The following is a 25,521-nucleotide window of genomic DNA, read 5'->3' on the forward strand; positions in this document are numbered from 1 at the left end:
GCAGCCACATAGTTTAGAAAGTTTCTGAAAAGAGCATATTGTGGATCTGTTAGCTTTCCTGAAAATTTGGCCAAGGAAATATAGGTGAACGATGCAATCGTTGCGAATATGAAAACGATCCAAAACTTGTTTGATTTTGATAATTCGATGCCATTCTTCTCGATGATCTTTAAAACAAAAGTTGCTCCGAGTATGACTACGAAAAAGAAAAGTGGATCCCACAGTGGGAGCACCTCGCTTCTTAAATAATCTACGAACATTGTAATTAACTCTCCCATGTTATTTCTCTCCTTTATAAAATGGTTACGCAATAGATCCCGACCGATTTTCTGCCAATTCGGTCTAGAGTTTTGTTTGGAAAAAAGACCTGATTGCCATCTAAGTCTTTGTAATTTGTGAAAAACTTTCCTCTCGGATCATGAGCAGAAATTCCATTGTTGCATTTCCCAACGGCCATGATGACATGTCCCATTTCTGCCTTTGCTTTTGGGTTAAATGCTTCTCTCACATCAATGGAAAAGATCACAGGTGCTTTCGACTCTTCGATGTGATCTTTAATGTTTTCGAGATTGAATTTTTTACTTTTGATCGATGCCTTCCCTGAAAAAAGTTCTTCAAAAAGCATATTGTGGAATTTGTACTCAGTAACTTGACTTTTTGTTTTTGCGAATTGAGCGAGTTCTTTGTAATACTTTTCCTCGGTCCATTCGGTGTACTTTCCAATTCCCAGTTTGTAATCGGTCCATTTGACTAAGTTCAAATAGGAAGTTCCTTGGCACTGATTCGATGGCACTACATTCTTTTTTGCGACGACAAATCTTAGATTGTCCATTTGGGAATCATAGGTGATCCAAGGTGTTATCGATACGTAAGAAGGTATATCTGGTTTAATTTCGTTTTCTTTTAGTTCTCCTGCCATGTCTGATCAGCTCCTGTTTTTAAAATTGATGAAATTCTGTCTGAATATTCCCTTATGATATGCTTATTGAAAATGAAGTCTTCTTCTGATTTTTCATGACGAAAGAATAACCCGATTACGAGCTCTGGATTGTCATCGGTCTCCACTAATCGCAGAAAAGCATGTTGGATTGCATTCCTTACAAATTCCCTTCTCCATGCGGATGATTCTTCCATGCTATCAACTGAGAAAAAGAATTCGTCTTTAGTGATACATTCAACAATCCATTCCGACTGAGAGACTAATTGTTCTTTGAATTTTAATCCTTTATTGTAAAACGTGATGTGTCCATCTGCAGCGCAGTCATGAGTTAAAGTCCACTTTTGGACGGAAAGGCCGTTGTTAAATTTCCCACCATTATGAAGTGAGATTACACAAGCGACATGTGCGGAAAAATGATCCCTTAGAAGATGCAATTGGCCGTAGACAAGTTTGTCTCTAACTATATGATCGATTAATGGAAGCTTTGGATCCTCTGGCTTTACTTGAATCCATTTAGTAGAGATAAATAACTTCTGAGTTTTGATAAGCAAAATCGTTGCCCAAATAGTTAGAAATAAAAGTCCAAAGGACATCGGCAAGGCAATGAAGATCATTATCCAGATGTTTGCATTTAGAAATTCCCATGAGTTCATGTTAGGGAACCTCTAGATCATTTATTAAGAAATTCCAATTCGCAAATAGGTCATAATTGCGAAGATCTTCGAAAGGAAGATTCGAGAGTTCATCAATTAGTTCTCTTGCGATTCTAAAAATATCTTCACAGAAGTCACCAGCCTTCAAAGCAAGTTCTTCAAATTGATTAAATGTTAATTCTTTCCATTCATTGTTCCTGTCTCTCCAAGTTCCTCTCCATACTCCTCCAATTTCTATTTTTTTTAGAGAATTGTTCATTCGGGTACAATCGATTTCTCTCGCTTGGAATTGATAATTTAAGAACTGGACTCCTTCTTCACAAACAGCCTCGGCATGTTTTAATATCCTGATCTTAATATCATGAATCAACTCTTCGGTCGAAGGTAGGTAGTCCACTACGAAAATTGTATAATCAGCTTTAAGAGTTACGAAGTTAACAGATTCTCCATCAATAATTTCCTCTTTTCGGCTTATTACGTCGGCTTCATCGTATATTTCATCCAAAAATGAAAATGAGTTTTCTATGAGAATTTTTTCTCTAACAACTCGCTCTGGTCTACCCCAAGTGTTATTTGCGACATTGAATTCAATAAATTCTGTCGGATCTTCGTAAAGATTTAAATCCGATATAATTAAATCTTCCTTATTTCTTATAGTTACATTTTTCATGTTTAGGATACCTTCGTTATTTGAATTTGACAAGCATAACCACCACTTAATGAAGCGTTCCCATGCCATGTTGACGAAATATCTGGTCTTAGGTCTATGTAATCTCCGGCTAATAGTTCAATGGTATGTGAGAACGAATCATAATTCGATGTTGGTGGAATAACGACTATACCATAAATATGGATAGAGTTATTCTTATATAATCCTACTCTGTAGTTTCCATTTGAAGACAAAAATCCTGTTAGTAAATACTTCCCAGATTGAGGAGCTGTAAATCTCCATGAGGCTCCAGTAGTCACAGCATTATGAGTGTCATATACCTTGGCTCCGAAATTAATCTGAGTAGTTAATGAAGTTTGGTTAGCTGAACTGTAGTAAGAAGCTCCTACGAATTCTTCTCTAGCGAATGCTTGTGATCCTCCACTCAATTTAAAGAAACTAAATGTTACATTTGTATCCGATCCAGTCGTAGGAGTATTTGGAGAACGAAAATCTATTGTATCGCCTGTTTTTAAATCACTAACTAATGTTCCTAGGTTTTCAGTTGCTCCAGGAGTAAGATACCCCATAGATACCCCATTTAATACAGAACCATTCTTAAATACATAAATGTAACCTCCAGCACCTACACCCGTTCCCAAATTACTGATATTAAAACAGTAATCTCCAGATTCAGGAATTGTAATAACTCCTGTAGAGGTGTTATAAATGTTATGTGAATCCTTAACTTTAGTGTTAAATTTTAATGTCGTAGTATTGGCAGTGAATGAAGTTCCTGTATGTCCAGTTACTAGCCCACTAACTGTTCTTCCATCTCCTACTTGTGAAGATAATTGAACCGTTCCACCCCATCCTTGAATTGGAACAGAAAGATTTATAGATATTACTTGGCTATCGTTAAAAACTAAGGATAAGTTTTGTGGAGTTAATCCATTTGTTGCTGATTCTGCAGAAAATTTGAATACTGATTCTCCACCTAAAGCCAGAATATTAGATTGATTTGCTGTCCCAATATTCCTAATTGCAAAGCCAACTTGTTGAGTTGTGGCACAAATTGTTGAATCAAAAACCAAACCATTTGGTGCAGAGAAAGATCCAACTAAGCTCGGGATACTTGTTCCTGCAGTTATTCTTCCTTTTATTTCCAAGTTTTGGCCATTTCTTCTCCAATACAAAGAGGATGAAGGCGAGTTACCAAAATTAGAAAAAGTTGGGCTATAAGATTGCCATTCAGTTATTATCGATCCTTGGTTAATGTTAGGAGTCCAGATTCTAAAATTTTTAAAATAGGAACTTGCGTCACCCAAGGTTTTTGTATGAATTAATAACCTATAGGTTAATGAAGTTGAAGTTTGAAACTGACAAGAAAATTTTCCCTGTCTCGGGATATTAACAAAAGGATGTTCTTCGATGAAACGATTGTTTGACGGATGGATTAGTTGAGATTTACCAATATCGTATATGTAAATATTGGTCTCACAATTATTCGTTGTAATAAAATCAAAAGAGATTTCTAAAATACTATTCTTGTGTACATTAGAAATTGTAAATTCTTTGGATACTCCATATCCGACTTCTGATGTCATGTAATAGAAGTCGGGTTCAGCATTGTAATTTACATTGTTAAAAGATAAAAGACCTAATCCACCTCCACCAACTCCTCCATTTGTGGGAGGAGTTGAACCGTCATTATATTTCACCCAGCCTAATTGACTAACAGGGTCTCCAATAGCATTTGGGAAATCTATGTAATTGTTTGTTTCATTAGCAGATCCAAATTCTAACCCACTTTCGTCCGACTTTACTTTTACAACTTTCGATTTTTGCCCACTAAATGATGCTGGTGTATCTTTTAAATTTAAGAAACCTATATCTAAAAACGAATTCGGAAGTTTAGAATCCATATTTAACGGAGCATAGCCATTAGGCATTCCCTTCTCGGATATGTTTTGTTTATTAGAAATTTCACTACTTAAGCTGGATAATGCAGTGTTTATTTCTCCTTTATCATAATAATCATCAGAGAGATCAATCGCCCCAGTTTCGCCGTTTACCGAAGTTACTGGAGCAGAGGGAGGATCAATGAATATCAGGCCACTCCCATTTGAAGAGAGGACTCTTCCTGGAATTGTACTTCCTGGAAAACTTAAAATTTTTGATAAAACGTATTCAATTCCATTTAGAAGAAAATTCTTACCTGCTGGAAGTTCAATGGATTCAGATGATACCCAAGCAGATTTTGCTTTTAGCCATTGAAATGTTTTATTGGTTGTTCCAAGAAGAGAAATCCCTCCTCCGTCTGCAGAGTCTTCATCGGGAGAATTAACTTTCCCGAGTTCAATATTCTTGTCTTTGACTTGAATCACATCACCTTCAATTAAGTTTCCTTGTGAAACGATTTTACCTGGAACAAACAAATCTCGTCCTAACGTGAGGTCACGGATTCCGCTTACATCCCCTTCATTTGAAATACTGACATTGGTTTCTTGAATGATATTTCCATCAGTAGTAGACTTTAAGAATCGGTTTCCAGAAGGAGTTGAAAGACTATTAATTTTATTATTCCAAAGGTATCGTAAAATTGATTCTACAGTTCCATTTGGAGAACCAGTAATTGTATCCCAAAATAATGAAACAACTCCAACTAATGATGCTCCTAAGGATTCCAAATTTGAAGCTAAGTTAGAATAAATACTGGCTTCGGTAGTAGGTGAAACTACGTGGACTGTTTTAGCGATATCAGGAATGACAATGAACTCTCCAGAAGCAACGGTAATAATTTCTCCAGAATAATTGATTTCGATATCATAAAAATAGATCCCTCCTTCAAGAAGTTGGGTATGTCCTGTTTCAAGGTTAACTACAATTTTTCTGATTGGTTCACTCCAATCATTTCCAGGATCACTTCCATTGATTGGGAAAGAGATTACTCTCTCTTCATCTTCAGGATTCTTTTTAACGCTAAATTGTACGGTTGTTGAAGGAAGATGTAGGTTCGGAATATCTTCAAAAATTAGTCCCCTATCACCTCTGTAAGTGTCCCCTCTATATATTTCTAAAATGCGATTTATCATGATATGAAAATCCTGCCTCTAAATTCAGTAGTTATGATGCCATTTCTGTTCACTTCCAAATCGTAGTTGTATGTTCCTCGTTTTAAATGATTTGGAAGAATAGCTGTGATTACGTTTTCAAAAATAGAAACTGATGCATCGCCAACAATGTCTTGATCGTTAAATTTCTGAGCAGTTAAGGCTATAATTGAATTATCCAAAAAGGAAGATTCGAAACTCATCTTGTATGTGTTTCCTTCTTTAAAATCGAATTCTTTTATTTTCGGTAATGTATTCATTTTTTACCCGATCTTAACCGCTGAAACTGCACAAACAACTTCAGGAGGGAATTTAGATTTCTTAATTCGAAATGTATTAGTTACATCTGTTATGCCAATAGCTCCACCAGGACGTGAAATTGTCCCAAATGGAGTTGAACCAGTCCAATAAGCAGATTCGCTAAACCATGGAACTGGAGGCGCACCTGCTCCATTTGCTGGAACACACCAAATAAAAAATACCATCCATGTTCCTGATTCAGGTAACACAATATCTGCTTCTTGATCTATATCCAGACCAGGAATAGTAGACCAAAAAGTTCTTCCTGCGAAACGTGAATTTAGTGTGGAAAGGTTTACTGCATGTCCTCCTGCTGTAGGGTTTGGAATCGATAACGGACCAGTCATCGAATCTCCACTTTTAGAAACTTTTGTATCTAACTGGGATCTATTAACTGCATCTGTTGGCAAAATTCCAGCTGCAAGATTTATCAGCTTATGAAGATCCATATTTAGATCTCCTTCCATTGGTCTTGAACCATTCAATTTTAAAAGTGTTTCGAATACGATTTCTTGAACATGTAACTGATTTTCGAATGAGTTTGTACTTCCCATTCCTTCATAGGAGCATTTGAATACTTTCCCGTCTTCACTTGCAGGTATTATAATCAATCCATCGCGATCCCATGGTGGTTCATGGTAGTTTGAGAAAAATTGAAGTGGCCCTGGTAGACCGAGAACTTCTGTAAACTCTTGATCATCTTCGGCTCTAAAAATTTTCAATGTTGAATTGGGAGTTCTTTTTTCGGGAACCTCATCCAATCGAAAACCAAAATATTTTCCCTTTGATTCTATGATTTCGACAACGGTTTTTAATTCATCAACGATATTCTCGTAAAGAAATCTTTTCTCGATTGGATCCCATCTTAAGTTTGCTGTCTTGGCCATTATCTATCCTTCATTGCCATTGATTGTGATTCGATTTTAGCGTTGAGTGCAGCAAGCCAATTTTCTTGCTTCGAGCTATTTACGCCAAATGTCAGCTCGCAGAATTTGTTGTAAGGAGTGTATTTATATTTAACCAATTTGAGAGGTTGAGTCTTGTGAAGTGAAGTGTATGATTCTATTGCGACTTCATCAATATAGACTTCTGTTCCATTTTGGGGATTATCAAAGATGAATCCAAATTCTTTAATCCGATCAATTGGTAAATTTGCAACAGGTATTGCGATTAGTTCTGGATTGGAAGTTTGGTTTATAGTAATCGGGAATAGATATTCTTTGAAGGAATCTTTTCCAATTCCAAAACGTAGGTAAGACCCAAGCTTATTTGCATAGATGTAAAGATAAATTGTTTTGAGTCCGCTAACTCGTTTATCAAGTGAATATTTAACTTCCTTTTCGTGTGCGCTGTTGCCAAACGATAACTTTAAGGATCCAGCACCGGTAATAAAAATTGCTGTTGAGATAGAGGCTGCAACTTCAGGTGGAAAGACAAATCCATCCAATGAATCCATTTCGTTTAGAATCTCTTTATAGTAACCTTCTTCGGTAACAATGGAATAGGTTCCTATTTTCCAATACTTCCATTTGCCTTTCTTTGCGGATCCTTCTTCTTTGGGCTCCGACTTCGCATTGATTTCTGCAGTTGCCAAAGCTTCGCAAACTTCATCTGTAAAATATGCAGGAACATCAATTGGTCCTTCCATGGGTCCATATTTTGCAACAGAAGTTGGGTTCGATTTCAATGCTCCAAGAGTCATAGGAGTAGTTCCATCTTCTGACTTTTCTTTCTTTCGATTTACTTCTACTATGTTGACGATGTTATCTAGGTTTTCATCGAAATCGAAAATTTGGCCATCATATGAAGAAAAGATTTTTTCAATTATTGCAGATGATTTTGGATTCAAAGTAATCCTGCCATCAGGTTCAATGACTAACTTCCATTGGCCTCCTAACATATTTCTTATGAACTCAAAAGCTTTTTCGATGGTGATTCCTTCCAAATCGATACCACCACCGATTGGAACGGAAGAGGATGTTGTAATTCCTCCTGTAGAAGCAATTATTCCTTTCACTTGAGGTAAATATTCTAGAACAATTTGTTTCAAAATGTCTGAAACAGGAGTAGTTGGATTGGTCCATTGAGTTGGAAGAATCGTAATAGTTCCTTGTGCGATTTCCTGTTCAATCCCATCAGGTCGAAGGGCAATGAGAGTATCTCCCATGATCGATACAACATTGTATTTGCCATTGTTTCGAGAATTGAGTGCGTTCTTGATATAGAAAACATTCCCCGGGTTTATCGTAGGATGTACATTGGTGTTGAGTTTGATTTCTACATTTAATCCAGCCTTGGTAATAGATTGGATTCTATAAAAATGCTTATCGATAGTTGGACGAATTGTGACTTTCTTTAATCGTTCACGAAATCCAAGTCCTTGGAATTCAAGCTTTTGATTTCGAGAAGATCCTTGTCGTGGATATTTAAAAACATATCCACCAAAAGTATCTATTCCATCGACTCGGATCCTAATAACAGTGAATCGTTCCAATGGAAATGAAGGTAGGGAATTGAGTTCGAACTTAATCGACTTGGATCCGAATTCATCTACATCAAATTCCAAAGTTCTGAATTTTGTGTTTTGAATTCCAAGTGGAATAGATCCTAAAAGAGTTCCAGATACAGTTCTAAAATCTAATCGATCATCTCCACCATTGTTTTCATCAATGAAATCTTCCCAAGTTTGGAATGGACTTGATTCAGAATACATTTTGGATGCGAACATCCCTATTCCCTTTACGGCCAATCTAATTGTCTTGAATCCCATTAGAAGGCCACCCTTGTTCGATATGTTAGCTTAAACTTTATAGTTGCAAGTCCCTGGAAGCGGATACCATTCAATCCTCGTTTTAAAACTAATCCAGGTGTTCCTGCTGTAAGGATAAGATTGTTTGGAAATGTAATTCCATCCCTCTTATAATAAATGATTCCATCAACTGAATCATGAATTAAGGATTGTCCAGCTACCAAAGAGGATTGTTGGTATCGAACAGATTGGCGACCAATGAATTCCGAGTTTACAATTGTTCCGAAATCAATTGCGAAATCCGGATTAGGACCAAGAGATTCCATTTCCATGATGACATGAGTTGGAAAAGCGATCCTCGGAAAATTGATTTCTTTGATCTCTCCTGAACTTAGTAAGAAAACTTCAGTAACTGGATCCATTTCCCAAAGACCACCCAAAAGAACAAAGGTCATTGTATTGTCCATGCCGATGACGTTTTCTAGGCCATCATTTGTCTTTGGATCAAAGTTCTTAAGCATGATCTTGATGCGTTTCTTTCGAGTAGTGTTGACCAACCAATATGGACCATCGATTTCTGGTTCAGAGAAGAAAGCTGCTATTTCATTTAAAGCATATTCGTAATCGATAGGTCTACTCGCGACATGATCAAATTTTAAAGTGATCTCACGCTTTCCGATTCTACCGTTTCCTCGGAATACAGTTCCATGTTCATCCGCTTTCTCCACATAATCACCTTCAGGTGCAAAGGATGGATTTGGAACTTTCATCGTTTCAGCCATCACATCAGTAAGGTTGAGAATGTTTCCAAATTGGTTTTGAACGATGTATTCAAAGGAAGTACTCATCCTGGCACCGCACTCATGACTCCAAAGCGCATATCTTCATTCATCCTGCGCTTGAACTCATCATAGTTGTCTTTTTCATAAAAAGTATTTGTGAAGTATTGATTGATTATGAGCTGATCTTGATTCAAAGATCTTCCATTTCTCATTGCTTCCAATGTTTGGAAGTTTCGAGCAGTGGCCGCTCTCGGCATTACATACTCACCACCTTCTAGATTTGCGTTCACTCCTCCATCTTTATGGCGAAGTCCAGAAACAAATCCACCTCTCTCGAATTGAGGAGGCATAGGAGGAGGTTCGGAAGCAACTGCAGCCATCGATGTAGCACCTGTAGCTAATATGAGGCCAGAAAGCGTTGCTGCAAGAGCAGGACCTAATACCCATCCGACGGGACCACCCATGGCAGCCATGGATACACCTGCTGCAATTGCATTCATCACACCCATAGCCATTTGCATTTTAATCGCAGCGATATTCGCAACTTTAGAAGCAGCCCATGCAGCCAACTCGGCTTTATACTTCATGATTGCCGCTTTTTTATCTCTTTCTTCCTTTGCTTTTGCTAATTCTTTCTCTCTAGTTTCCCTTTCTTCTTCTAATCGTTTCTTTTCAGATTCAATTTCTAATTGTCTTGCTTTCCAATCTTCTTCTTTGGCAATCTCTTCATCTTCTAAATCATCGAGAGATTTTTCTTTTTCGTCTTGCCATGCATTTTGAAATTGATTTGCGAGATCCAATTTCATTTGTTCTAACTCTTCAATTAATGCTAGGCGCTCAATTTCATATTGTTCAGTGTCGCCATAGATTTGCTCGAGCATTGCAATCTTATCATTATAAGAGGATTCGAGTCTTGCTACTTCGGCAAGGTAGTTCTCATCTTCTGCAAGATTCTTCTCTTCCGAATACTTTCTTTCGATCTCTTGCTTACGTTTTTCAAATTCTTCCTGTTCAGCTAAAATTGCATCATTCTTTCTGGACAATGCCTCAAGCTCTGCACTAATCCTTTCTTCAAGTCTTGCGAGTTCTTTCTCATCTTGTTTGGCTGCGTATTGTGATAACCAATCAGTAAAGGTAATTAATTTTCGAGATCTTGCATTTGCCAATTGTGCTTTTGATTGAATTAAGGCAATTGCTTGGTTTGCCATTTCGCCAAGCATAGACATTGCACCTTTTATGGTGTTTCCTAATTGGGTACCAAATGAGCGTTTAATATTTTCGCTTGCCAATCCAGCAGCATTGACTAGTGGATCGAATGCTCCAGCAGAAACATTTACTATTTGAACTTCTGCTTTAACTTTTACTTCAGAGTATCCTTTCGCTTTCTGAAGTGCTTTTTGCATTTCTTCATTCAGCTTTTGTCCAGGCTTTAACGCAATATCCAAGCTTACCTGGACTTTGCCGTCTTTGGATCCAGGTATCTCGGAGACAGTTGCTCCAAATTTTTCTAATACAGAAGTAGCTTCCTTTGCTTCTTCAATTGATGCAAAGTCTGCTTTGAATTCCAAAGGTTTGTTATAAGCTTTCGAGAGAAGATCAATTGTATTAATTAAATCTTTTAGAGCAATTGTATGATTTTTGATTCCAGTAATTCTAGGAGGAAGATTTTTATCCCCCTTTTCTTCAACTTGTTGCTTCTCTTTAAGTTCCTTAATAATTCTTTCAATCTGCGAACTTCTAATTTTTCCATGTCCTTCATGACCAGAATCTTTAATGAAAATTGAATTGATTTCTTTAATAGTTAAACCTAATTCTTTGAATTTCTTAATATATTTTTCAATTTCTTTTGTTTCAATTAGTCCATTCATTTTTTCTGTAGATTTAATTTGAATTTCTTCTAATGTAGCAAGAGCCTTTGGAATATCTTTCACTGCTATTTTATCTGCTGCTACTTTTGCAGCTGCATTTCTGGCTTCGTCTGCTCGATTCTTCATGTAAAGAAATGCACCTGCAAGAGCCATTACTGCACCAGTGATTAAACCGATTGGTCCAAGTGCGAGGTTCATTGTGATACCAAGACTTTGGATCACTGGAATAGCCATTTTAACTGCTACCATAATTCCAGAAGCTCCTGCGATTACTCCGATGAGTATTGCAAGACCAGCTGTTAGTTGAACAATCGTTCTGAAGAGTGCTGGATTCTCATTTCGGAATCGAAGGATCCATTCCAATAAATCTTTGATTCCTCTGACACCTGTTGATGCAGCACCGTAAAGATCATCTCCGATAGCTTTCTTCACCATATCGGTGGTATCTGCAAGATTGGAAACTTGTCCTTCCCATGTTTCTGCAACGGCAGCCATTGAACCAGCGACACCCTTCATTCCACCAAAAGCTAAAATTGCATTTTGAATTGCTTCTTCAGACTTAACAACTGTTTGAGTCACTCCTTTGAAAGTAAGGGAAACTTTGTCTCCTGCATCCTTTGCCTTTATTCCAAACTCTTTAAGTCTTTCGTTTTCACCGGTCATTGCGTCCAATGCGGCTTCAACTACTTGATCGAGACTTTTTCCTTGCGAAGCTGCAAGGTCTCCAAGTTTAACCATCTCTTCCATAGTAGGTCTGAGACCACGGTTCACTAGTTTGATGTAACCTGAAGTTGCCTCATTTAATTGGTAAGGAGTTTTAGCGGCATATTCTGTCAGTAAACCCATCGCCTTTGTTGCGGCTGCTTGGCTACCTAAAGAGATTTTGAGTACAGAATTGTATTTTTGAAATTCTCCGGTGACTGCTAAAGCACCTTTGACCATCGAAGTGGTGGCCGCTACGAATGCAGCAGATCCAGCTAACTTTGCAAGTTCTTCGAAAGCATGCTTCGGTTCTTTTGTAGATTGGGCAATTTTACTAGAAGCCTTCTCAATGATAGCTTCAGTTCTTTTTACTTCTTCTTGAATTTTTTTGAATCGTTCGGATCCAAGAGTAGTATTTCCTAAGATATTGTTTAACCGCTCAAGGCGGGTTTTCATATCGTTAAGAGTTGGAGAAGTCGAAGAGATTGCCTTCTTTAACTTGGTAAAGTTTTGATCACCAATGTTTCCAATTCTAGAAACCGATCGATCATGTTCCTGATGGAGTCCGAAAATTCGATACATCGCAGCTTCATACTGACTCGTACCCAGAATCATTTCTGAATATACTGCTTGTACTGTTGCTGACTCGCTCATCTAATTTAAAATAACTCCATCAAAACTCTTGCAGGTGTCCGTTTCATCGGTGGCTTAGGTTTCGGTTGATATCTAAACACTGGAACTAGAGAAATCTTTTGCTCATATATTTCCTTCATGCCATCAGAGTAGAGTTTTCCATCTACACCAGATCCATAAAGGTTATCGCTTATGAGTCTTTCCCTTGTTTCGAGGTCTAGGTATTCATTCGCTTTCCGTTTCCAGTTCCTTCTGAATTGATTCCAGGTTTGAACTTCAGATGGGTCGAAACCCCACCTGCGAAACCGTTCGTTGGAGATGATCCAAAGTGTTTCTTCTTGTTCTTTTTCTTGTTCCGCTTCTTGTTTTTTTTTACAAGTTCCTCTGATGAGAGATTGCTCGGAACAGGATCTGGAGTTCTTCCACCTAGCACTGCGGCTACGAGATGTTCCACAAAGACATTCAATTGTTGCTTTGGAATTTTATCTAAAATTGCTGCTTTATCGAGATCCCAGTCTTTCAAAGCTTTTGAACAATATTCATTGTAAAACTTTGCGATTCGATTCCCAGACTGAACATAAGCTTCTAAAAGATCTTTCTCTTCTTTAGATAAGGATTCGAGTGCTTTATCCTTGATCTTATTATATTCAGCGCTCAATGCTAAATGAGGAGCCATGTTGGAATTAAATCTTTCTGTTACTTGGTCCAGAACTGCAGACATAAAAATTCCAGTTCCATCCACCGTCTCAAGAACGATGGATTTTCCTTCTTTTGGAATCAGAATGACTTTGAACGGTTCAACTCGGAAACGATACATTGCTTATCCTTTTTTCTTCTTCTCGAAGTAATCGAAGGCAAATGCCAAAGCCTCCGATTCAGTCACAAAGCCAAGCTTTACTACTTGCTTCTTCGTCCGATCGATAACACGATATCTCCCTGTAACTTCAGAGAGATCCACGTTATCTTTGTACTTGCTTAAGTCCTTTTCGCGAGGATTTGATTGTTGAGTGTTTTTTTCTTCTGCCACTTTAACTCTCCTTAATCAAACACAGCTGCTTCTGGATTGATGGACATGAAGACGGCTTTCCCATCTTTCTTTCGTTTTTCGTCTGCATACACAAAACCTTCCAAATTGATTACCGTTTGGGAGTTTGCATTTCGTTGTTGTTCGAAAGCAGATCGGAAATTAGTTAACCAAATCCTTGCGCGATCTCTTGGATCAGTTGAGATTCCACCATTTTCGCCATATGCAAAAAGATCTAAGGAGTCAGCATTCTTTTTGAAGTTGTATCCTAATCTTTGCGTAAAGGAAACTGAAGCGATGTCACCATTTGCATCATAGTCAGCCAAAGCAGATTGATCAATTGCAGAAACAAGCTCTTCCAATCCCATCTCAGCACATGCTAAGTTGATTTTCATTTCACTACCAGAAGAGAAATGGTTTGCATCAGTTTCTCCTCGGCCTGCGAATTTTGTTGGTGCAACTTTCTCATCCCAAGTGATCTTTACTCCTTCTTCAGAGAGATCACCTAAGTCTCGAACATGCCAAGGCCGAAGCTGTGTTGCAGTTCCAATCGTCAACGAAAGGGATGGATGTTTACCCGTATCTCTGTCAATATCAGGTGAACCCATTTTGATTGTGGTGGAATCGATATCTGCGATGTAGACAAGTGTTTTTGCTGGAGATGTTTCCAAACAAATATACTGTCCGACTTTCAACTTCGTACTTGGATCGAATCCAGCAAAAGTCAAAATGTCACCAACCGCAGTAACTGTTCCCGGTAGAAGTGGCTTGATGGATGTTCGATAGAAGGCTTTTAATGGGCCGACTCGTCCATCCTTTTGTCCTAAAATATTTACTATCCCTGTGTTAGGGATTACCAGTAGTCCTGAACTCATCTAAAGTAAACCGTCCTGTTAGGTTATAGTTTAGCGAGTATTGAAATAAGCCTTGTCCTACGTTTCCAATTGCGTACGGCTCGCTTATCGGTCTAATGCTCGCTATACGTATGGGAACAAGTCCAGTTGGTAAGTTTGGAGAACTGGCAGTCTCCGGGTCCAGTAGTTTTGACGCTGGAACGTCTATTTGAAGGTTGTATCCTTCTCTTAAAGTGTTATAGATTTGATACGCTTTCTGTCTAGTCTTATTTTCAGATGTGCTTTGGACAAGAACATTATAAGACTTTTTCGAAAGTGTCGCATTAGTTAAGTTTGCTGAGAGATTGCTCCTCTGCTGAACTAAAATATATTCACTTCCAGAATTTGCATTCAAAACCGTAAAGATCTTAGCTGCGTCATCCGGCATTCTGTTTTTTAAAAGTTCTGACATCACATACAAGGTATCGATATAATATTTCATAAGTTCTTACCACTCATGCGCTGGTTGAAACGGATTTGAATAAATGGAATGTAAACTGAATTCGTAAATCGATCAATTTTGGATGATAACCAATATGGTCCTCTTCCAGTCATTGATGCTTTCTTTATTATAGGGTTTCCGTTAACATCTTTTCTGGTAGAAATCTTTCGGGGGGTTGCATTCGGATTGTCATGGAGATAGATTGCATACTCTGCGAGGAATCCCACTCGCAAATGTAATTCCTCCATATCACCAGAAGGAATTGGGAGTTGCTTTTGATCTGGAGAAGATTCAATAGATTCTCCTAGCGGATTTACAACTGCACTTTTTCCTGAAACTTGTTTGAATGATGAACCTTGAAGGAATCCGGTATCATGAAACGGCATTGGCTCGATATTTATAGCATCATCAATTATCAAGTCCCCTACTTCATCTAATGTTTCCTTCATCTCCTTCTTTGCTTCCTGGAAAAGTTTCTTGATTCCTTCTAGATGCTTTGTCGAATCCAATTTGATTGTAAAACTCATACGAAGATCTCTACCTTCTTTGCATAGCGGCCAGAGGGTAAAAGGACATCTAGGAAAGGATAGAAGCGATCTGAATTTGGAACTTTCAGATTCCATCCCTCCAAAAGATTCACTCCATCAGGAATTTTGCTATGGTCGAACATTACAAGCCAAGACGATTTTACTTCCTCGCCGATGGCCGATGATTCAGTCGAGTTCGAAGATTTTGGAATAATCTTTGAGCTAGATTCAACGTATGCTTCAAGATCAAATGTTACTAGTTTGCCAGACGGTGGATCCATTACTGCACCATCGTTATCAAATAAGGTAAGTTTGAATTCTACCTTTTTGTTCTCGAATGCATTCATACAGTTTCATCCAACTCCAAAAATCCGATTGCAATATCTTCAACACAGATCGTTTCCCAATCCTTATCAAAAAATTCGACGATAACAACATTCGGATTTGGATATATGTGTACGATGACTCCTTTAGTTCCAACAGGTAGAATTCCTTCATCTCCATCGTCAACGAATGAGACTTCTTTTCGGAGAATTACATGATCTAGTTCTTTGAATTTCACTTTTTCTCCTCCTTGTTTTTCTTAGCTGGTCTTGCAGTTACGAACTTCGGTAAACTGGATTTAAAGTCTTTTTGCCAGACTATTGTCATCACTCTATTATCGTTATTTGGATTTGAAATTGGAGTGTCGATGATATATTTGACACCATTTTCCGTTAGCAGAACTTTCGTTACTTTTTTATCCAGACTAGAACGAATCGAATCTTCCAAAATTTCAGGACTATCATTTGAAAATCCTAGTTCCTGAGTATAAAGACGAGATTTTCCAGGATCTGTTAGCAGATAATTGATCTTAGGTTTAGGGATATTAGCATTCGCTCTATCGGGAATAAATTTAGGAGGACTTTTACGTTCTCTTTCTTTCCATTCCACTTCTTCCCTTAATTCTTTTCTTCTTTCATCACTTAAAGCATTTACTCTGTCTCGAGCACCTTCATACGGATCATATCCAAATATTGAAACTACATCTATATAGACAGTGATAACGTGCAGACAGTTCGGATGAAAAGGAGTCCACATTTCTAACTTTGGATACTTGATACTTTTTCCAGAGATTGAAAAGATTTTCCCTTCAAATTTCTCGCATTTTTCTGTGAGTGTAGAATGATCTGAAACTCGAACCAAATCTTGTCCTGATGTTTCCGCATAACGTTGGACACCAGCAGTTTGTGCTTCCCTGATTCTTGTTCTAGCTAGAGTTTCAGCATAACTATCTAGGCGATAATTCCTTCCATTGATTTCTATAAACTTTCCATCGATGATTCCAGATTCTTTCAAAGCTTTTTCGAAATCATCTTGTAGATTTTTCTTTGCTGCTTCCCAAGTGTTCTTCTCGATCAGTCCCTTCGCAATATCCTGGTTCAATTTTTCATCGTCTAAGAGTGTTTGTTTGGTTATTTTGAGAACCTTAGTGGTCTTTTCTTCTGCTCCATCAAGAGCATAGCGTAAATAACCTAGAGTATCGAGTAACAAGGAATCGATAACCTTTGGATCAGTAAAAGGCCTATCCAGTAGGGTCAATTTATTCAAAAGTCTCGAGTCATTTTTAAAATCTCGAATAACTTTAGAATTCACAAATGTTTCATGTGCCAAGGAGCTTCCTTGGAGAAATGATTTTTTAGTAATCGATTCCCATTTGGATTCCCATTCAGAAAAAACATTCTCATAAATGCTTTTGAAAGTTTGAGATCTTTCTTCCCAAAAAGGAGCATCCTTCTTCTTGGAATTGAATGCAATCCTCCATTCTTTTTCTAGAGATTTTTGGATTCCTTTCATCCAACGCATTAAAAGATTATATTCTTCTTTCAGTCGAGTGCCACGATCGGGATTTTTTAATTGAAAGTCTTTTGAGTAAAAATTGAACTCCCAAGGCTGACCTTCATCGACTTCAGTTGTCATTGCGAATTGTTTGAACCCTTAATGAAACTTTTACAAGCCAAGGAGAAAGCATAGAAACCACAATTGGTGGCCAGTGCATAGTATTTTCGAATGAGGATTTCGATTCAAAATACTCTTCTTCATAACGACTTTGCTTGATCCTTTTTACATTGGGACCAGGTGTATCCTTAATTGAAAGTTTGTGAAAAGCTAATTCTGTGACTGCTGCAATATATCTAGAATTCGATTTTTCTTCAGCAGGAATATTGTAGGAAGGATGATATTCTATTTCTGTCTCAGCATCAATCAGAAGGCCCGTCTTAATTGGATCTGTTAAGGATATCCAGCTACTACGTGCTCTTTGTTCGTTGTATGTGTTTGCAGAAGCGAGATCTATCATCCTTCCAATTCACCTTTATGCTAGGTTTACAGTGAGAACTTGATCAGAATCACCAATACCTTCACCATGCCAGTTGTAGTATGCAGTTGCATACATGAGAGACAATGGATCGGCATAATTGTAATTCTGCATTGTTCCTTGTTCAGTCCATTGCATTCTTCGGCCAGGTAAAACCATCAATGCTTTGTTTGGATCTGGAAGAAGCTTTTCATTCCAAGAATACAAAACCGTGATTGGTTTATTGATTCGAAGTTTTGAACCAGCTGTAGGCTGAATCAACGTGTTCAATGCAACATCAAGCACATCGGATTTTAAAGGAGATGCAACAAGAACCACTTCTGGTCGAGTCATATCACCGTAAGGACGTTCTTTAAGCTTTTGAGTAAGTTTGACATACCCTGCATTCAAAGTTCGAATGGTCTTCTCTTCTGCTGTTCCAGATGCAGAATCAAATGCCTGGAAATAGCCATCTGCAACACCTAATTGACCTGCGATGCTTAGCAATGTTCCAAAATCATCTGCTTCTTTCTTGAAGTGAGCAAATCGAAATTCTTTGAGTTTATCAACTACTCTCCAAATCTTTCTCCACTTGATGACTTCTTCTGAGAAAGCCAAAGCTGCACCATCTTTTTCGATGGGAACTTGTAACCAATCTCCAGTCATTCCGTAGATAGGAACCTTCTCACCTTCTGCAAGTTTCTTGAACTTGATTCCATTGGAAAGAGTTGCGATTTCAAAATAATCAAGTGTTTCAACTGATTGAGTGAAATCAAACAAAGCCTTATGTGCTCCATCGATCCTCACATCTGAATCCATGAGAACAGAAATGTTATCTTGAATGATTTGAGGAAGATCTCCGGAAGTAACACCGCCATTGTAAGCTTGTAACTTACGCATTTTGTTAGAGCTCCGGAACGCTTGAAGCTGCTTTTTCATTTCTCGCTTCGGCCTTTCCACAAAGTGTGCAATCGTTTTGTTTACATTCACACAGGCTTGGAGTTGCTTCTCCTTATCTGCATTTCGATCTCTCATGCACTCAAGTGCATCGAAAAACTCGTTTACTTTTTCTTCTTTTACAAGTAATTCAGGCATTCACTACACCCCTAGCATTCCATCGAATGCAAATTCCGCCTGCGTGGCGTTTGCTGGTGATGCTGCTAAGCAAACACCTACTTTCCAATTGTCAGTCGCTGTTTTGGTAAGTCCACCAGTGGTAGAACTCCAATAGAGAACATCATCTTTGGCGAATGAGTCCGCTGGATTCAATTTGTCTCCGATTACACGGTTGGCTTTTTTGATCTCAAGGTAGACCCGATTTGCTTTTGCAGAAGCGAAGACAAAAGAGACTACGTTACCAGTTTTAGAAACTGCTCCTTTCTCAACTCCATTAGAGCCAGCTACGGATTGCGCTTGGACAACTCCACCATCGCCAGGAAGGTCATTTAAAAACATCTTTGCCATGTTTATTGACCTCCTGCAGTGTTAGCTTTTGGAGCTTTTGAAGTTTGCTCATTTGATTTCACGGACTTTGAATCAGTATTTACTTTTCCTGATCCGGAATCATCTGTGGATTCGCTCTCCTTAGTTGTTGAATCAACGGAGGGAGTCTCGATAATCTTCGAAAGTTTTTCGTTTCGTAGTTTGTGATCAGAATCTAGGTCGGCTGATGAAATAGCTTTGCCCATACTGAACCTCGTTTAAGTTTAAGATTTTTGAACGTATGGGAACTGATAGCAATTGATGTTAGGTGCGCTACAACACCAGGTCTGGATTAATGAAACTGCCAGAACAGTGAACATTCATATCCAGACAAAATTTGGTATTAATGTCAAATCATTTTTAATGATTTAACCTTCTTCTTCAGGAAGCCAATCGCTTACCTCATCCTTGTTATCTGATTCACTTCCAGGTTTAACAAAGGATGGTTTTTTTTCTTTTGCAGATGTGGTTTCCTTTTTCGGTTCAGTTTGCTTGTCCGTAAACCATTCTGCTTTTTTCTTATCTGCAACTTCCTTCCCTTGCCAACGAGAAATGCTTTCCAATTCTTTTTCCATTACTGTTTCGATAAATTCTTTGATCGCAGAGTTTTTATCCTTTGAGTACTTTTCCAAATCCAATTTTTGAATTTGTTCTGTTAGAATTGATTTTGCTGTTTCTGGAAAATTCTTTGTCTCAATAAATGAGATAACAGAAGGAATTGCTTCAATTCGTGTTTTCTCTTTTTGAAATTCCGTTTTCTCTGTTTCAAGAACTTGGATTTTTTCTTCAGCTTTGTATCTTTGCTCAAGAATATCATTCAAAGCTTTTCGAATAGTTTTCTCACCATTTTTGAAATGGCCTCGTTTGGTAGTTGGATCTTCAATCCAATCAGGCATAAATCTGTCTTCAGGAGCAATCATTCCGATATGGACTGAAGGGTTTTTGTTCATCCATTCACGAACGATATCCGTATTCATTGCTGTTAGGACTTCTTCTCTTGTTGGCATTTTGTTTTCCTCTGCATTTTGATTCTTAAAAGCTTGTAAAGCTGCGATTTGAGTGGCACCAGGGAAACCTGGCGTATCCTTGGAAGAATCTCCCAAAGCAATGGCAGTGATCTCTCCAATTTGTTTGGCGATGAATCTGCCTGAATTTGAAAGGTGGTCCATAAAAGAAGCACCAAATTCTGGTGATACGATATCGCTTTTTTCTGCAATGGACTTGTTCCCTTCTTCGAAAGCACCAATGGCAACTTTTTGAAGCTTTCCATCATGCTCGATTTGAATTTCTTTTACGACAAAACCTGCAGGTGGCCGGTGACTTCCTTTTGAGTTATCCTTATTGTGGCCTTCATAGAATTCCAAACCTGCAATCGAAGGTGAAGACTTGACAACATCGCGAGAATATTCAATTTCGATGTCCTTCCCTGTTTCTAGATCGAATGCCTTAGCAATACCTTCATGCAAGACAGTCCATGCTTTTAGAAACGGTTTCGTTATTTTTGATTTGATTCTCTCGAGTTCTGCAATTGTGAGATGGTCCTTAATAAAAGAATCAGGTAATTGAGAACCAGAGAAACTTTGTAAACGATATGTTTTCATGCGGCCACCTCTTTTAAATTAGGTGTTTTATTGATATTGTTTTTGAAATTCTTCACGGAATCTTCTAATGCCTTACGATCCGCATTTTCTTTATTCTCTTTCTCTTTTAGAAGACGTTCCTTTACAACTTCTGGATCCACATTTGGGATCATCTCAACGAAAGATTCAAGATCTAGGAGACCTTCTTTATACATTGGAAGGTAATAAGTTGAGAGCATCATCAATTGGAATTGAGTATTTAGAGGAAGAGCAGTGATAATTTCTGCCTTTCTAATTTCCTCGATAGAAAATCCCATCATAATCGCTTGGAGAACGATGAGTTCGTACATTGCCTCCTTCCAAATCTGTCGATCTTCCATGGTTTGAGTATTGATTTGCTCTAGAATAGAATCTGCACCAGCTTTTGTTCCAAACAATGAAACGAATCCCATCAGATGGATCGGATACCCTGTGGATCCTGATCCCATTTGAGCTCGAAGTTCAAATTCCGATTTGAAACTTTCAGCACCAGCTCCGGAAGGTTCTAAAAATGCAGCATCTCCAGGCATAATTAAAAGATTCCCGGCATCCCAAAGTGAAGCAGTTCCATCAGTTGATTTTTTATTTGGATCTTCTAATGCGTTCCTGAATTTTACAGCTTCTTCAAAATCTTTTACTTTGAAAACTGGTGCAGGGGTTCCAAACAAATCGTTTGAATCTGCAAATTTCTTCAGAATATCATCTAGTCTTTCCAAAGTCGAAATAGCATTTCCAAGCTTTGGAGATTTTCCGAATTGAACCAATACGAATTCCTGTTGATCAAATACAGTTTCTTCTTTATCATCTTTGAGTTTCCATTTAACTCTAATTGGAACATCTGGATCGTTATCATCATACTCTACTTTGTAATTGTATAAATCCTTTTGAATGTACCGAACTTTCACATATTCCTTTTTAAAAATAGGATGATTTTTCTTCTCCAATATCAAAAGAACCTCAGCATCAAATAAACCATTCCTTACGAATGATTGGATCTTGTTGGAGTAGAGTTTGTTAAATTCCAAAAACTCTTCGATGTTTGTTCTGAGATCGGATTTCTCGTCTTTTGCGACTTTCTTTAATGTAACATTGATTCCGTTTCCAGAAATCCAAGCAGTCAATCCATTGATAATTGTTTTGGCAAGTGTCTCGCCGTTGTGACCTTCAGCTTCATACAAAGCACGTAAACGTTTCCTCTGTTTTTCAGGTGTTGAATAACCCGATCTAGTTTTCTTAATTCCAGAAACTAATCCAGTCAAGACTTCTGATGCTGATTTAAAGCCTTCAACTGTTGCTTGTAAATATCGTTTTAGTAAAGGTATCTTTTGCTTCTTCATACTCGCTGCTTTAAACGTATGAGAACAAGACCGCTGAGGCTACGGTAAACCAAAGAGAGACATAATCAAAGTCAGTGAATCTAAAAACGAAATCAAGCTATTTTTTATTCCAACTGGAACCAAGGTTAAGTGATCGACCACCAAGATCTATTGGCCTTACGATTGGGAATAATTCGCACAGACCGTAACGGAACGCATCCGCTGGATCATCATCTTCCTTTAACACCTCGCGATCTTTTGCTCGGCCTCTATTGGACATCGAAGTGTCTTTCCATCTATATGAATCAAGTGATTCTCTCAATCCTACTAAAGATCGGAAGATGAATATCTTTGGTTTTTTATGTTCGGAAAATTCCATAAGATCAATTGCATGATCTATACCTGCCAGAACTTCTTTGATTGCAGGTTTGACTGGACCAATACCGTTTTCTTCTAATGTGGCTCTATCCTCTGCATCATGATCGCAAACGGTAGCCGAGTATTTCTTTTCCGCAAATTTCCATGCTTCTTTGGATAACCGCAAATCAGCTGGTAGGTCCAGGATGGATAATTCTTTAATTTTCTCCGAATGAGATCTTACTGTCCATCTTGATTGGATCCATTCTCGGTAAACGAACGCACGATCATTGGCCTTGTCGTATGCAAACCAAAGACATACGAAAGGATGAGTGTATCCAAAGTCGATGGATCTGATTCTTTTCCAATCGAAAGGGATCTCGAAATCATCAACAATATGGACATCTTCGTCGACTGGTAAAACCAAGCCTTCATAGGATGAATATCGGCCTTCTAAAAATCGTCTCCGCTTTGCAGTAGAAAGGTTTTCTAGAGTTTCAATGTATCCATTTGCAAGATTCTCTTTATTGTCGTACGGAGAGAACCACAGGCTTGCATATTCATGAAAATTTGGTTTCGGAGTCCTTGATATAGGATCTAGGCCTTTCATAAAAAGGACATTCGTCCAAGAAGTTTCTACCGTTGGATTTAAATCGATAATGAACTTGAGTTTTATTGGATTCCCTTCAGCATCCTTGGAAGTATCATTTAATCGCGATACTAGGTTCTCAATTACTTCGTATCGATTTTCGTTGGCCTCCGTTACGAAGATGGTTCCATATTCTGCAGCAAGCACAGAATCTATGGAAGACGGCTCCAAACCTCCCAAAAGTACAATGGATCCGTTTTTATAGTGAACCTGCCCTACTTCCTTTAATATCTTACAAAGTCCCAGCTTTTCATCCTTCCGGAACTCAGGAAGCATAGTTTGTAGCCAAATGGTCTTCTTCGCATTTGCAAAAGAGAATCTGGCCACCAAATGTTTTGAACCTGGATATTTCAGAGCTCTGATTCTTATCGCACGGATTATCTGATAAGTTTTTCCAGAACGGGACCCACCATAAAATTTTATGAATTTTTTATTTCGATCACTGAGAAGCTTTAGCCCTTGTAACTGTTTTGGGTTCCATCGCACCTCATCGGCAATTATCATAAGTCAGATTCTTCTTTTCCAAATTTTAATACTATCGTTTGAGAAGGAGGCTCATCACGAAACATCCCTAAATGTTTCCCAAGCATTTCCAAAGCTTTCAATTTGTCATGTGACCTGATTCTTCGGTTTCTAGATTTATTTTGACCGTATTTATTCACCGTTGTAGTTTGCATGTCATCCAATTGAGCGATGATACCAGGATTATCCTTCATCTTTTTAAGATCAGGTTGCCCGTCCTCATCTAGGAAATCTTCGATTCTAGAAGTCGCAATGTTTTCAATCTCAAGTAGCCAAATGCCAGAGAGTTCTGTTTTTCTTCCTGCAAGTCGTTCATTGATGAATTTATCCACTTTCGCACGGATGTCCGCATTTGTCAGCAATCGACTTCCATTCTTTCGTGCAGTGTCTTCATTGCTGGTCCCATATACTTTTTTATACGCCTTGGTTGCGTTGAGACTTAGTGAGTATTCTAAAGCAAACTCATCATGTTTAGGGTTGAGCGTGTCTTTTGATTTCTGATTCTTTTGTAGTTTCTTCTTCGCAGCTATCTTTTGTTTTGCAGCCATAGTTTAGCTGAAATTCACTTTGGTGGGATTGTCAAGCCGATCAAAATGGAAATTTCTATTTTGATCCTATCGTTAGTATGTAGCACGTATAAAAACTTTTCAGTTAAAGGATTTCCATATGCTTTTCTGCAAAACGATAGAGTTTAAATAGTAATGATATTTCTTCATCTGGGACCATGATGTCCTTTACTGTTTTGAAATAATATTTCCCACACTTTCTGACAGATAACATCGCAATCTTTTTCTTATTATTTTCCAATGGATTTATTTCCCAGATGAAAAAGAACATTTTGCTAGGAATACCAGAATTTCTTCTAACGTTCCCTTTGAATAATCGATCATTAATCTTTACATCTATTTCGGCTGATTGTCTCATTAACTTTCCTTTCATGGGTTAGTTTAGGCAATTATTCTCTGGCATAAGGATTCTTCTTCTTGCCTTAAGGAAGATTTCTTTGTCTTTTTCTATTCCTATATAGGATCTGTTTAGTTCTGCGCAAACGACTCCAGTGGTCCCAGATCCCATGCAATTATCCAAAACAAGGTCTCCTTCATTGGAATATGAAAGGAGAAGAAAGCGCATCAATGAAAGAGGTTTCTGTGTTGGATGCATACCCTTCTCACTTTCCGAAGGAAAACACAATACTGAGTCAGGAAAACGGGATCCGTCATCGATGTATTGATAATCCTGGGACTTTGGACCACGTATCTTGAATAACTGACTTCCTGGATTTCCTACATTCTTTCCCTTCTTTATGAAGTTTTTAGATACTTCGTATTTTTGTGGGTTATAAGTAGGAAGCTTTTGATAGAAGACACAAATGTTTTCATGAGATTTATTTGGCATCTTTCTTGCGTTTAGGAATCCGCTAGATTTTGTCTTATACCAAATCAACTCGTATCTGAATTCTTTTCGGTTACTGTTGATCAAATCTGTTGTAAAAGGTTGAGAAGCAGTAAGGACAATTGCTCCGTTTGGTTTTATTACCCTATGATATTGATCCCAAAGTTCTCTGAAAGGTAAAACTTTGTCCCACTCGCAATCAGTAGTACCGTAAGGTAAGTCAGTGAGAATCAAGTCAATTGAATGATCTTTGATCTTTGGGAATACATTAAAGCAATCATCGTTATAAAGTTGGATATTCACAGTGTCAGAGATGCTAAACCTTTGTTTAGTGTATAGCATTTTATTTTTCCGCTGGGAAGAGAAGTTCCTTTATATCCCAGAATCTTCTAAGCTTAGAAAACTTTTGAAGTTCATCAAATTGAACAGTATCTAACTTCGCTAATGCTTCACAAAAGATTAGAAAATCCTCTTTCGATATTTTGTTTTCTACGTTTTCCATACTTTCCATTCCAATCCGTAATTCTTTTCCTGAAGAAACTTATTATTTGTTTTGAGTTTTCCAGACTGTTCA

Annotated in this window: 27 protein-coding genes; all 27 read right to left on the reverse strand. The window is 38.0% G+C overall.

The window, feature by feature from the left end; genetic code table 11:
* Positions 1-292: 292 nt before the first annotated feature.
* The 27 genes from EHQ49_RS17635 to EHQ49_RS18760 all read right to left on the reverse strand — a co-directional run bounded on the left by EHQ49_RS17635 (position 293) and on the right by EHQ49_RS18760 (position 25,449).
* Complete coding sequence (locus tag EHQ49_RS17635; protein ID WP_135581159.1) at positions 293-919, reverse strand: hypothetical protein; 627 nt, start codon at positions 917-919, stop codon at positions 293-295.
* A complete protein-coding gene (locus EHQ49_RS17640) occupies positions 904-1,593 on the reverse strand; it encodes a hypothetical protein (protein WP_167483026.1) in 690 nt (229 codons plus the stop codon). Before EHQ49_RS17640 ends, EHQ49_RS17635 begins: the two co-directional genes overlap by 16 nt.
* Position 1,594: 1 nt before the next feature.
* Positions 1,595-2,263 (reverse strand): DUF4376 domain-containing protein, encoded by a 669-nt coding sequence (locus tag EHQ49_RS17645; protein ID WP_135581163.1) that lies wholly within the window; start codon positions 2,261-2,263, stop codon positions 1,595-1,597.
* A 2-nt stretch (positions 2,264-2,265) separates the two neighbouring features.
* Positions 2,266-5,337, reverse strand: coding sequence for a hypothetical protein (locus EHQ49_RS17650; protein WP_135581165.1), 3,072 nt, complete (start codon positions 5,335-5,337; stop codon positions 2,266-2,268).
* On the reverse strand, positions 5,334-5,615 hold the full coding sequence (locus EHQ49_RS17655) for a hypothetical protein (RefSeq protein WP_135581167.1): 282 nt from the start codon (positions 5,613-5,615) through the stop codon (positions 5,334-5,336). Before EHQ49_RS17655 ends, EHQ49_RS17650 begins: the two co-directional genes overlap by 4 nt.
* A 3-nt stretch (positions 5,616-5,618) precedes the next feature.
* Positions 5,619-6,542 (reverse strand): hypothetical protein, encoded by a 924-nt coding sequence (locus EHQ49_RS17660; protein WP_135581169.1) that lies wholly within the window; start codon positions 6,540-6,542, stop codon positions 5,619-5,621.
* Positions 6,542-8,383 (reverse strand): hypothetical protein, encoded by a 1,842-nt coding sequence (locus tag EHQ49_RS17665; protein WP_135581171.1) that lies wholly within the window; start codon positions 8,381-8,383, stop codon positions 6,542-6,544. Before EHQ49_RS17665 ends, EHQ49_RS17660 begins: the two co-directional genes overlap by 1 nt.
* A 41-nt stretch (positions 8,384-8,424) precedes the next feature.
* Complete coding sequence (locus EHQ49_RS17670; protein ID WP_135581173.1) at positions 8,425-9,252, reverse strand: hypothetical protein; 828 nt, start codon at positions 9,250-9,252, stop codon at positions 8,425-8,427.
* Entirely contained in the window at positions 9,249-12,338 is a 3,090-nt protein-coding gene (locus EHQ49_RS17675) for a hypothetical protein (RefSeq protein ID WP_135581175.1), read from the reverse strand. The genes EHQ49_RS17670 and EHQ49_RS17675 overlap by 4 nt, the downstream gene beginning before the upstream one ends.
* Before the next feature lie 268 nt (positions 12,339-12,606).
* Positions 12,607-13,206: a hypothetical protein gene (locus tag EHQ49_RS17680; RefSeq protein ID WP_135581177.1), complete on the reverse strand. Its 600-nt coding sequence runs from the start codon at positions 13,204-13,206 to the stop codon at positions 12,607-12,609.
* 3 nt (positions 13,207-13,209) lie between these two features.
* Positions 13,210-13,416: a hypothetical protein gene (locus EHQ49_RS17685; RefSeq protein ID WP_135581179.1), complete on the reverse strand. Its 207-nt coding sequence runs from the start codon at positions 13,414-13,416 to the stop codon at positions 13,210-13,212.
* 11 nt (positions 13,417-13,427) lie between these two features.
* A complete protein-coding gene (locus EHQ49_RS17690) occupies positions 13,428-14,288 on the reverse strand; it encodes a hypothetical protein (protein ID WP_135581181.1) in 861 nt (286 codons plus the stop codon).
* Positions 14,260-14,748: a hypothetical protein gene (locus tag EHQ49_RS17695; protein WP_135581183.1), complete on the reverse strand. Its 489-nt coding sequence runs from the start codon at positions 14,746-14,748 to the stop codon at positions 14,260-14,262. The genes EHQ49_RS17690 and EHQ49_RS17695 overlap by 29 nt, the downstream gene beginning before the upstream one ends.
* The gene (locus tag EHQ49_RS17700; RefSeq protein WP_135581185.1) at positions 14,745-15,275 is read right to left on the reverse strand and encodes a hypothetical protein; all 531 of its coding nucleotides are present in this window, start codon (positions 15,273-15,275) and stop codon (positions 14,745-14,747) included. Before EHQ49_RS17700 ends, EHQ49_RS17695 begins: the two co-directional genes overlap by 4 nt.
* Complete coding sequence (locus tag EHQ49_RS17705; RefSeq protein WP_135581187.1) at positions 15,272-15,622, reverse strand: hypothetical protein; 351 nt, start codon at positions 15,620-15,622, stop codon at positions 15,272-15,274. Before EHQ49_RS17705 ends, EHQ49_RS17700 begins: the two co-directional genes overlap by 4 nt.
* Entirely contained in the window at positions 15,619-15,837 is a 219-nt protein-coding gene (locus tag EHQ49_RS17710; protein WP_135581189.1) for a DUF4926 domain-containing protein, read from the reverse strand. Before EHQ49_RS17710 ends, EHQ49_RS17705 begins: the two co-directional genes overlap by 4 nt.
* Complete coding sequence (locus tag EHQ49_RS17715; protein ID WP_135581191.1) at positions 15,834-17,234, reverse strand: phage minor capsid protein; 1,401 nt, start codon at positions 17,232-17,234, stop codon at positions 15,834-15,836. Before EHQ49_RS17715 ends, EHQ49_RS17710 begins: the two co-directional genes overlap by 4 nt.
* Positions 17,224-17,613 (reverse strand): hypothetical protein, encoded by a 390-nt coding sequence (locus tag EHQ49_RS17720; protein WP_135581193.1) that lies wholly within the window; start codon positions 17,611-17,613, stop codon positions 17,224-17,226. Before EHQ49_RS17720 ends, EHQ49_RS17715 begins: the two co-directional genes overlap by 11 nt.
* Positions 17,614-17,628: 15 nt before the next feature.
* Positions 17,629-18,705, reverse strand: coding sequence for a hypothetical protein (locus EHQ49_RS17725; RefSeq protein ID WP_135581195.1), 1,077 nt, complete (start codon positions 18,703-18,705; stop codon positions 17,629-17,631).
* A gap of 3 nt (positions 18,706-18,708) precedes the next feature.
* Complete coding sequence (locus EHQ49_RS17730; RefSeq protein WP_135581197.1) at positions 18,709-19,074, reverse strand: DUF2190 family protein; 366 nt, start codon at positions 19,072-19,074, stop codon at positions 18,709-18,711.
* Between the two features lie 386 nt (positions 19,075-19,460).
* Positions 19,461-20,693 carry a hypothetical protein gene (locus EHQ49_RS17735; RefSeq protein WP_135581199.1) on the reverse strand — a complete coding sequence of 411 codons (1,233 nt, stop codon included), beginning with the start codon at positions 20,691-20,693 and terminating at the stop codon, positions 19,461-19,463.
* Positions 20,690-22,048 carry a hypothetical protein gene (locus EHQ49_RS17740; protein WP_135581201.1) on the reverse strand — a complete coding sequence of 453 codons (1,359 nt, stop codon included), beginning with the start codon at positions 22,046-22,048 and terminating at the stop codon, positions 20,690-20,692. The genes EHQ49_RS17735 and EHQ49_RS17740 overlap by 4 nt, the downstream gene beginning before the upstream one ends.
* A gap of 97 nt (positions 22,049-22,145) precedes the next feature.
* A complete protein-coding gene (locus EHQ49_RS17745; protein ID WP_135581203.1) occupies positions 22,146-23,537 on the reverse strand; it encodes a phage terminase large subunit in 1,392 nt (463 codons plus the stop codon).
* Complete coding sequence (locus tag EHQ49_RS17750) at positions 23,534-24,103, reverse strand: terminase small subunit (RefSeq protein ID WP_135581205.1); 570 nt, start codon at positions 24,101-24,103, stop codon at positions 23,534-23,536. The genes EHQ49_RS17745 and EHQ49_RS17750 overlap by 4 nt, the downstream gene beginning before the upstream one ends.
* 103 nt (positions 24,104-24,206) lie before the next feature.
* Positions 24,207-24,479 carry a hypothetical protein gene (locus tag EHQ49_RS17755; RefSeq protein ID WP_135581207.1) on the reverse strand — a complete coding sequence of 91 codons (273 nt, stop codon included), beginning with the start codon at positions 24,477-24,479 and terminating at the stop codon, positions 24,207-24,209.
* A gap of 18 nt (positions 24,480-24,497) precedes the next feature.
* Positions 24,498-25,289 (reverse strand): DNA-methyltransferase, encoded by a 792-nt coding sequence (locus EHQ49_RS17760; RefSeq protein WP_135581209.1) that lies wholly within the window; start codon positions 25,287-25,289, stop codon positions 24,498-24,500.
* Position 25,290: 1 nt separating this feature from the next.
* On the reverse strand, positions 25,291-25,449 hold the full coding sequence (locus EHQ49_RS18760; RefSeq protein ID WP_167483027.1) for a hypothetical protein: 159 nt from the start codon (positions 25,447-25,449) through the stop codon (positions 25,291-25,293).
* Positions 25,450-25,521: the final 72 nt, after the last annotated feature.

This window comes from Leptospira perdikensis (assembly GCF_004769575.1).
Classification (GTDB): Bacteria; Spirochaetota; Leptospiria; order Leptospirales; family Leptospiraceae; genus Leptospira_A; species Leptospira_A perdikensis.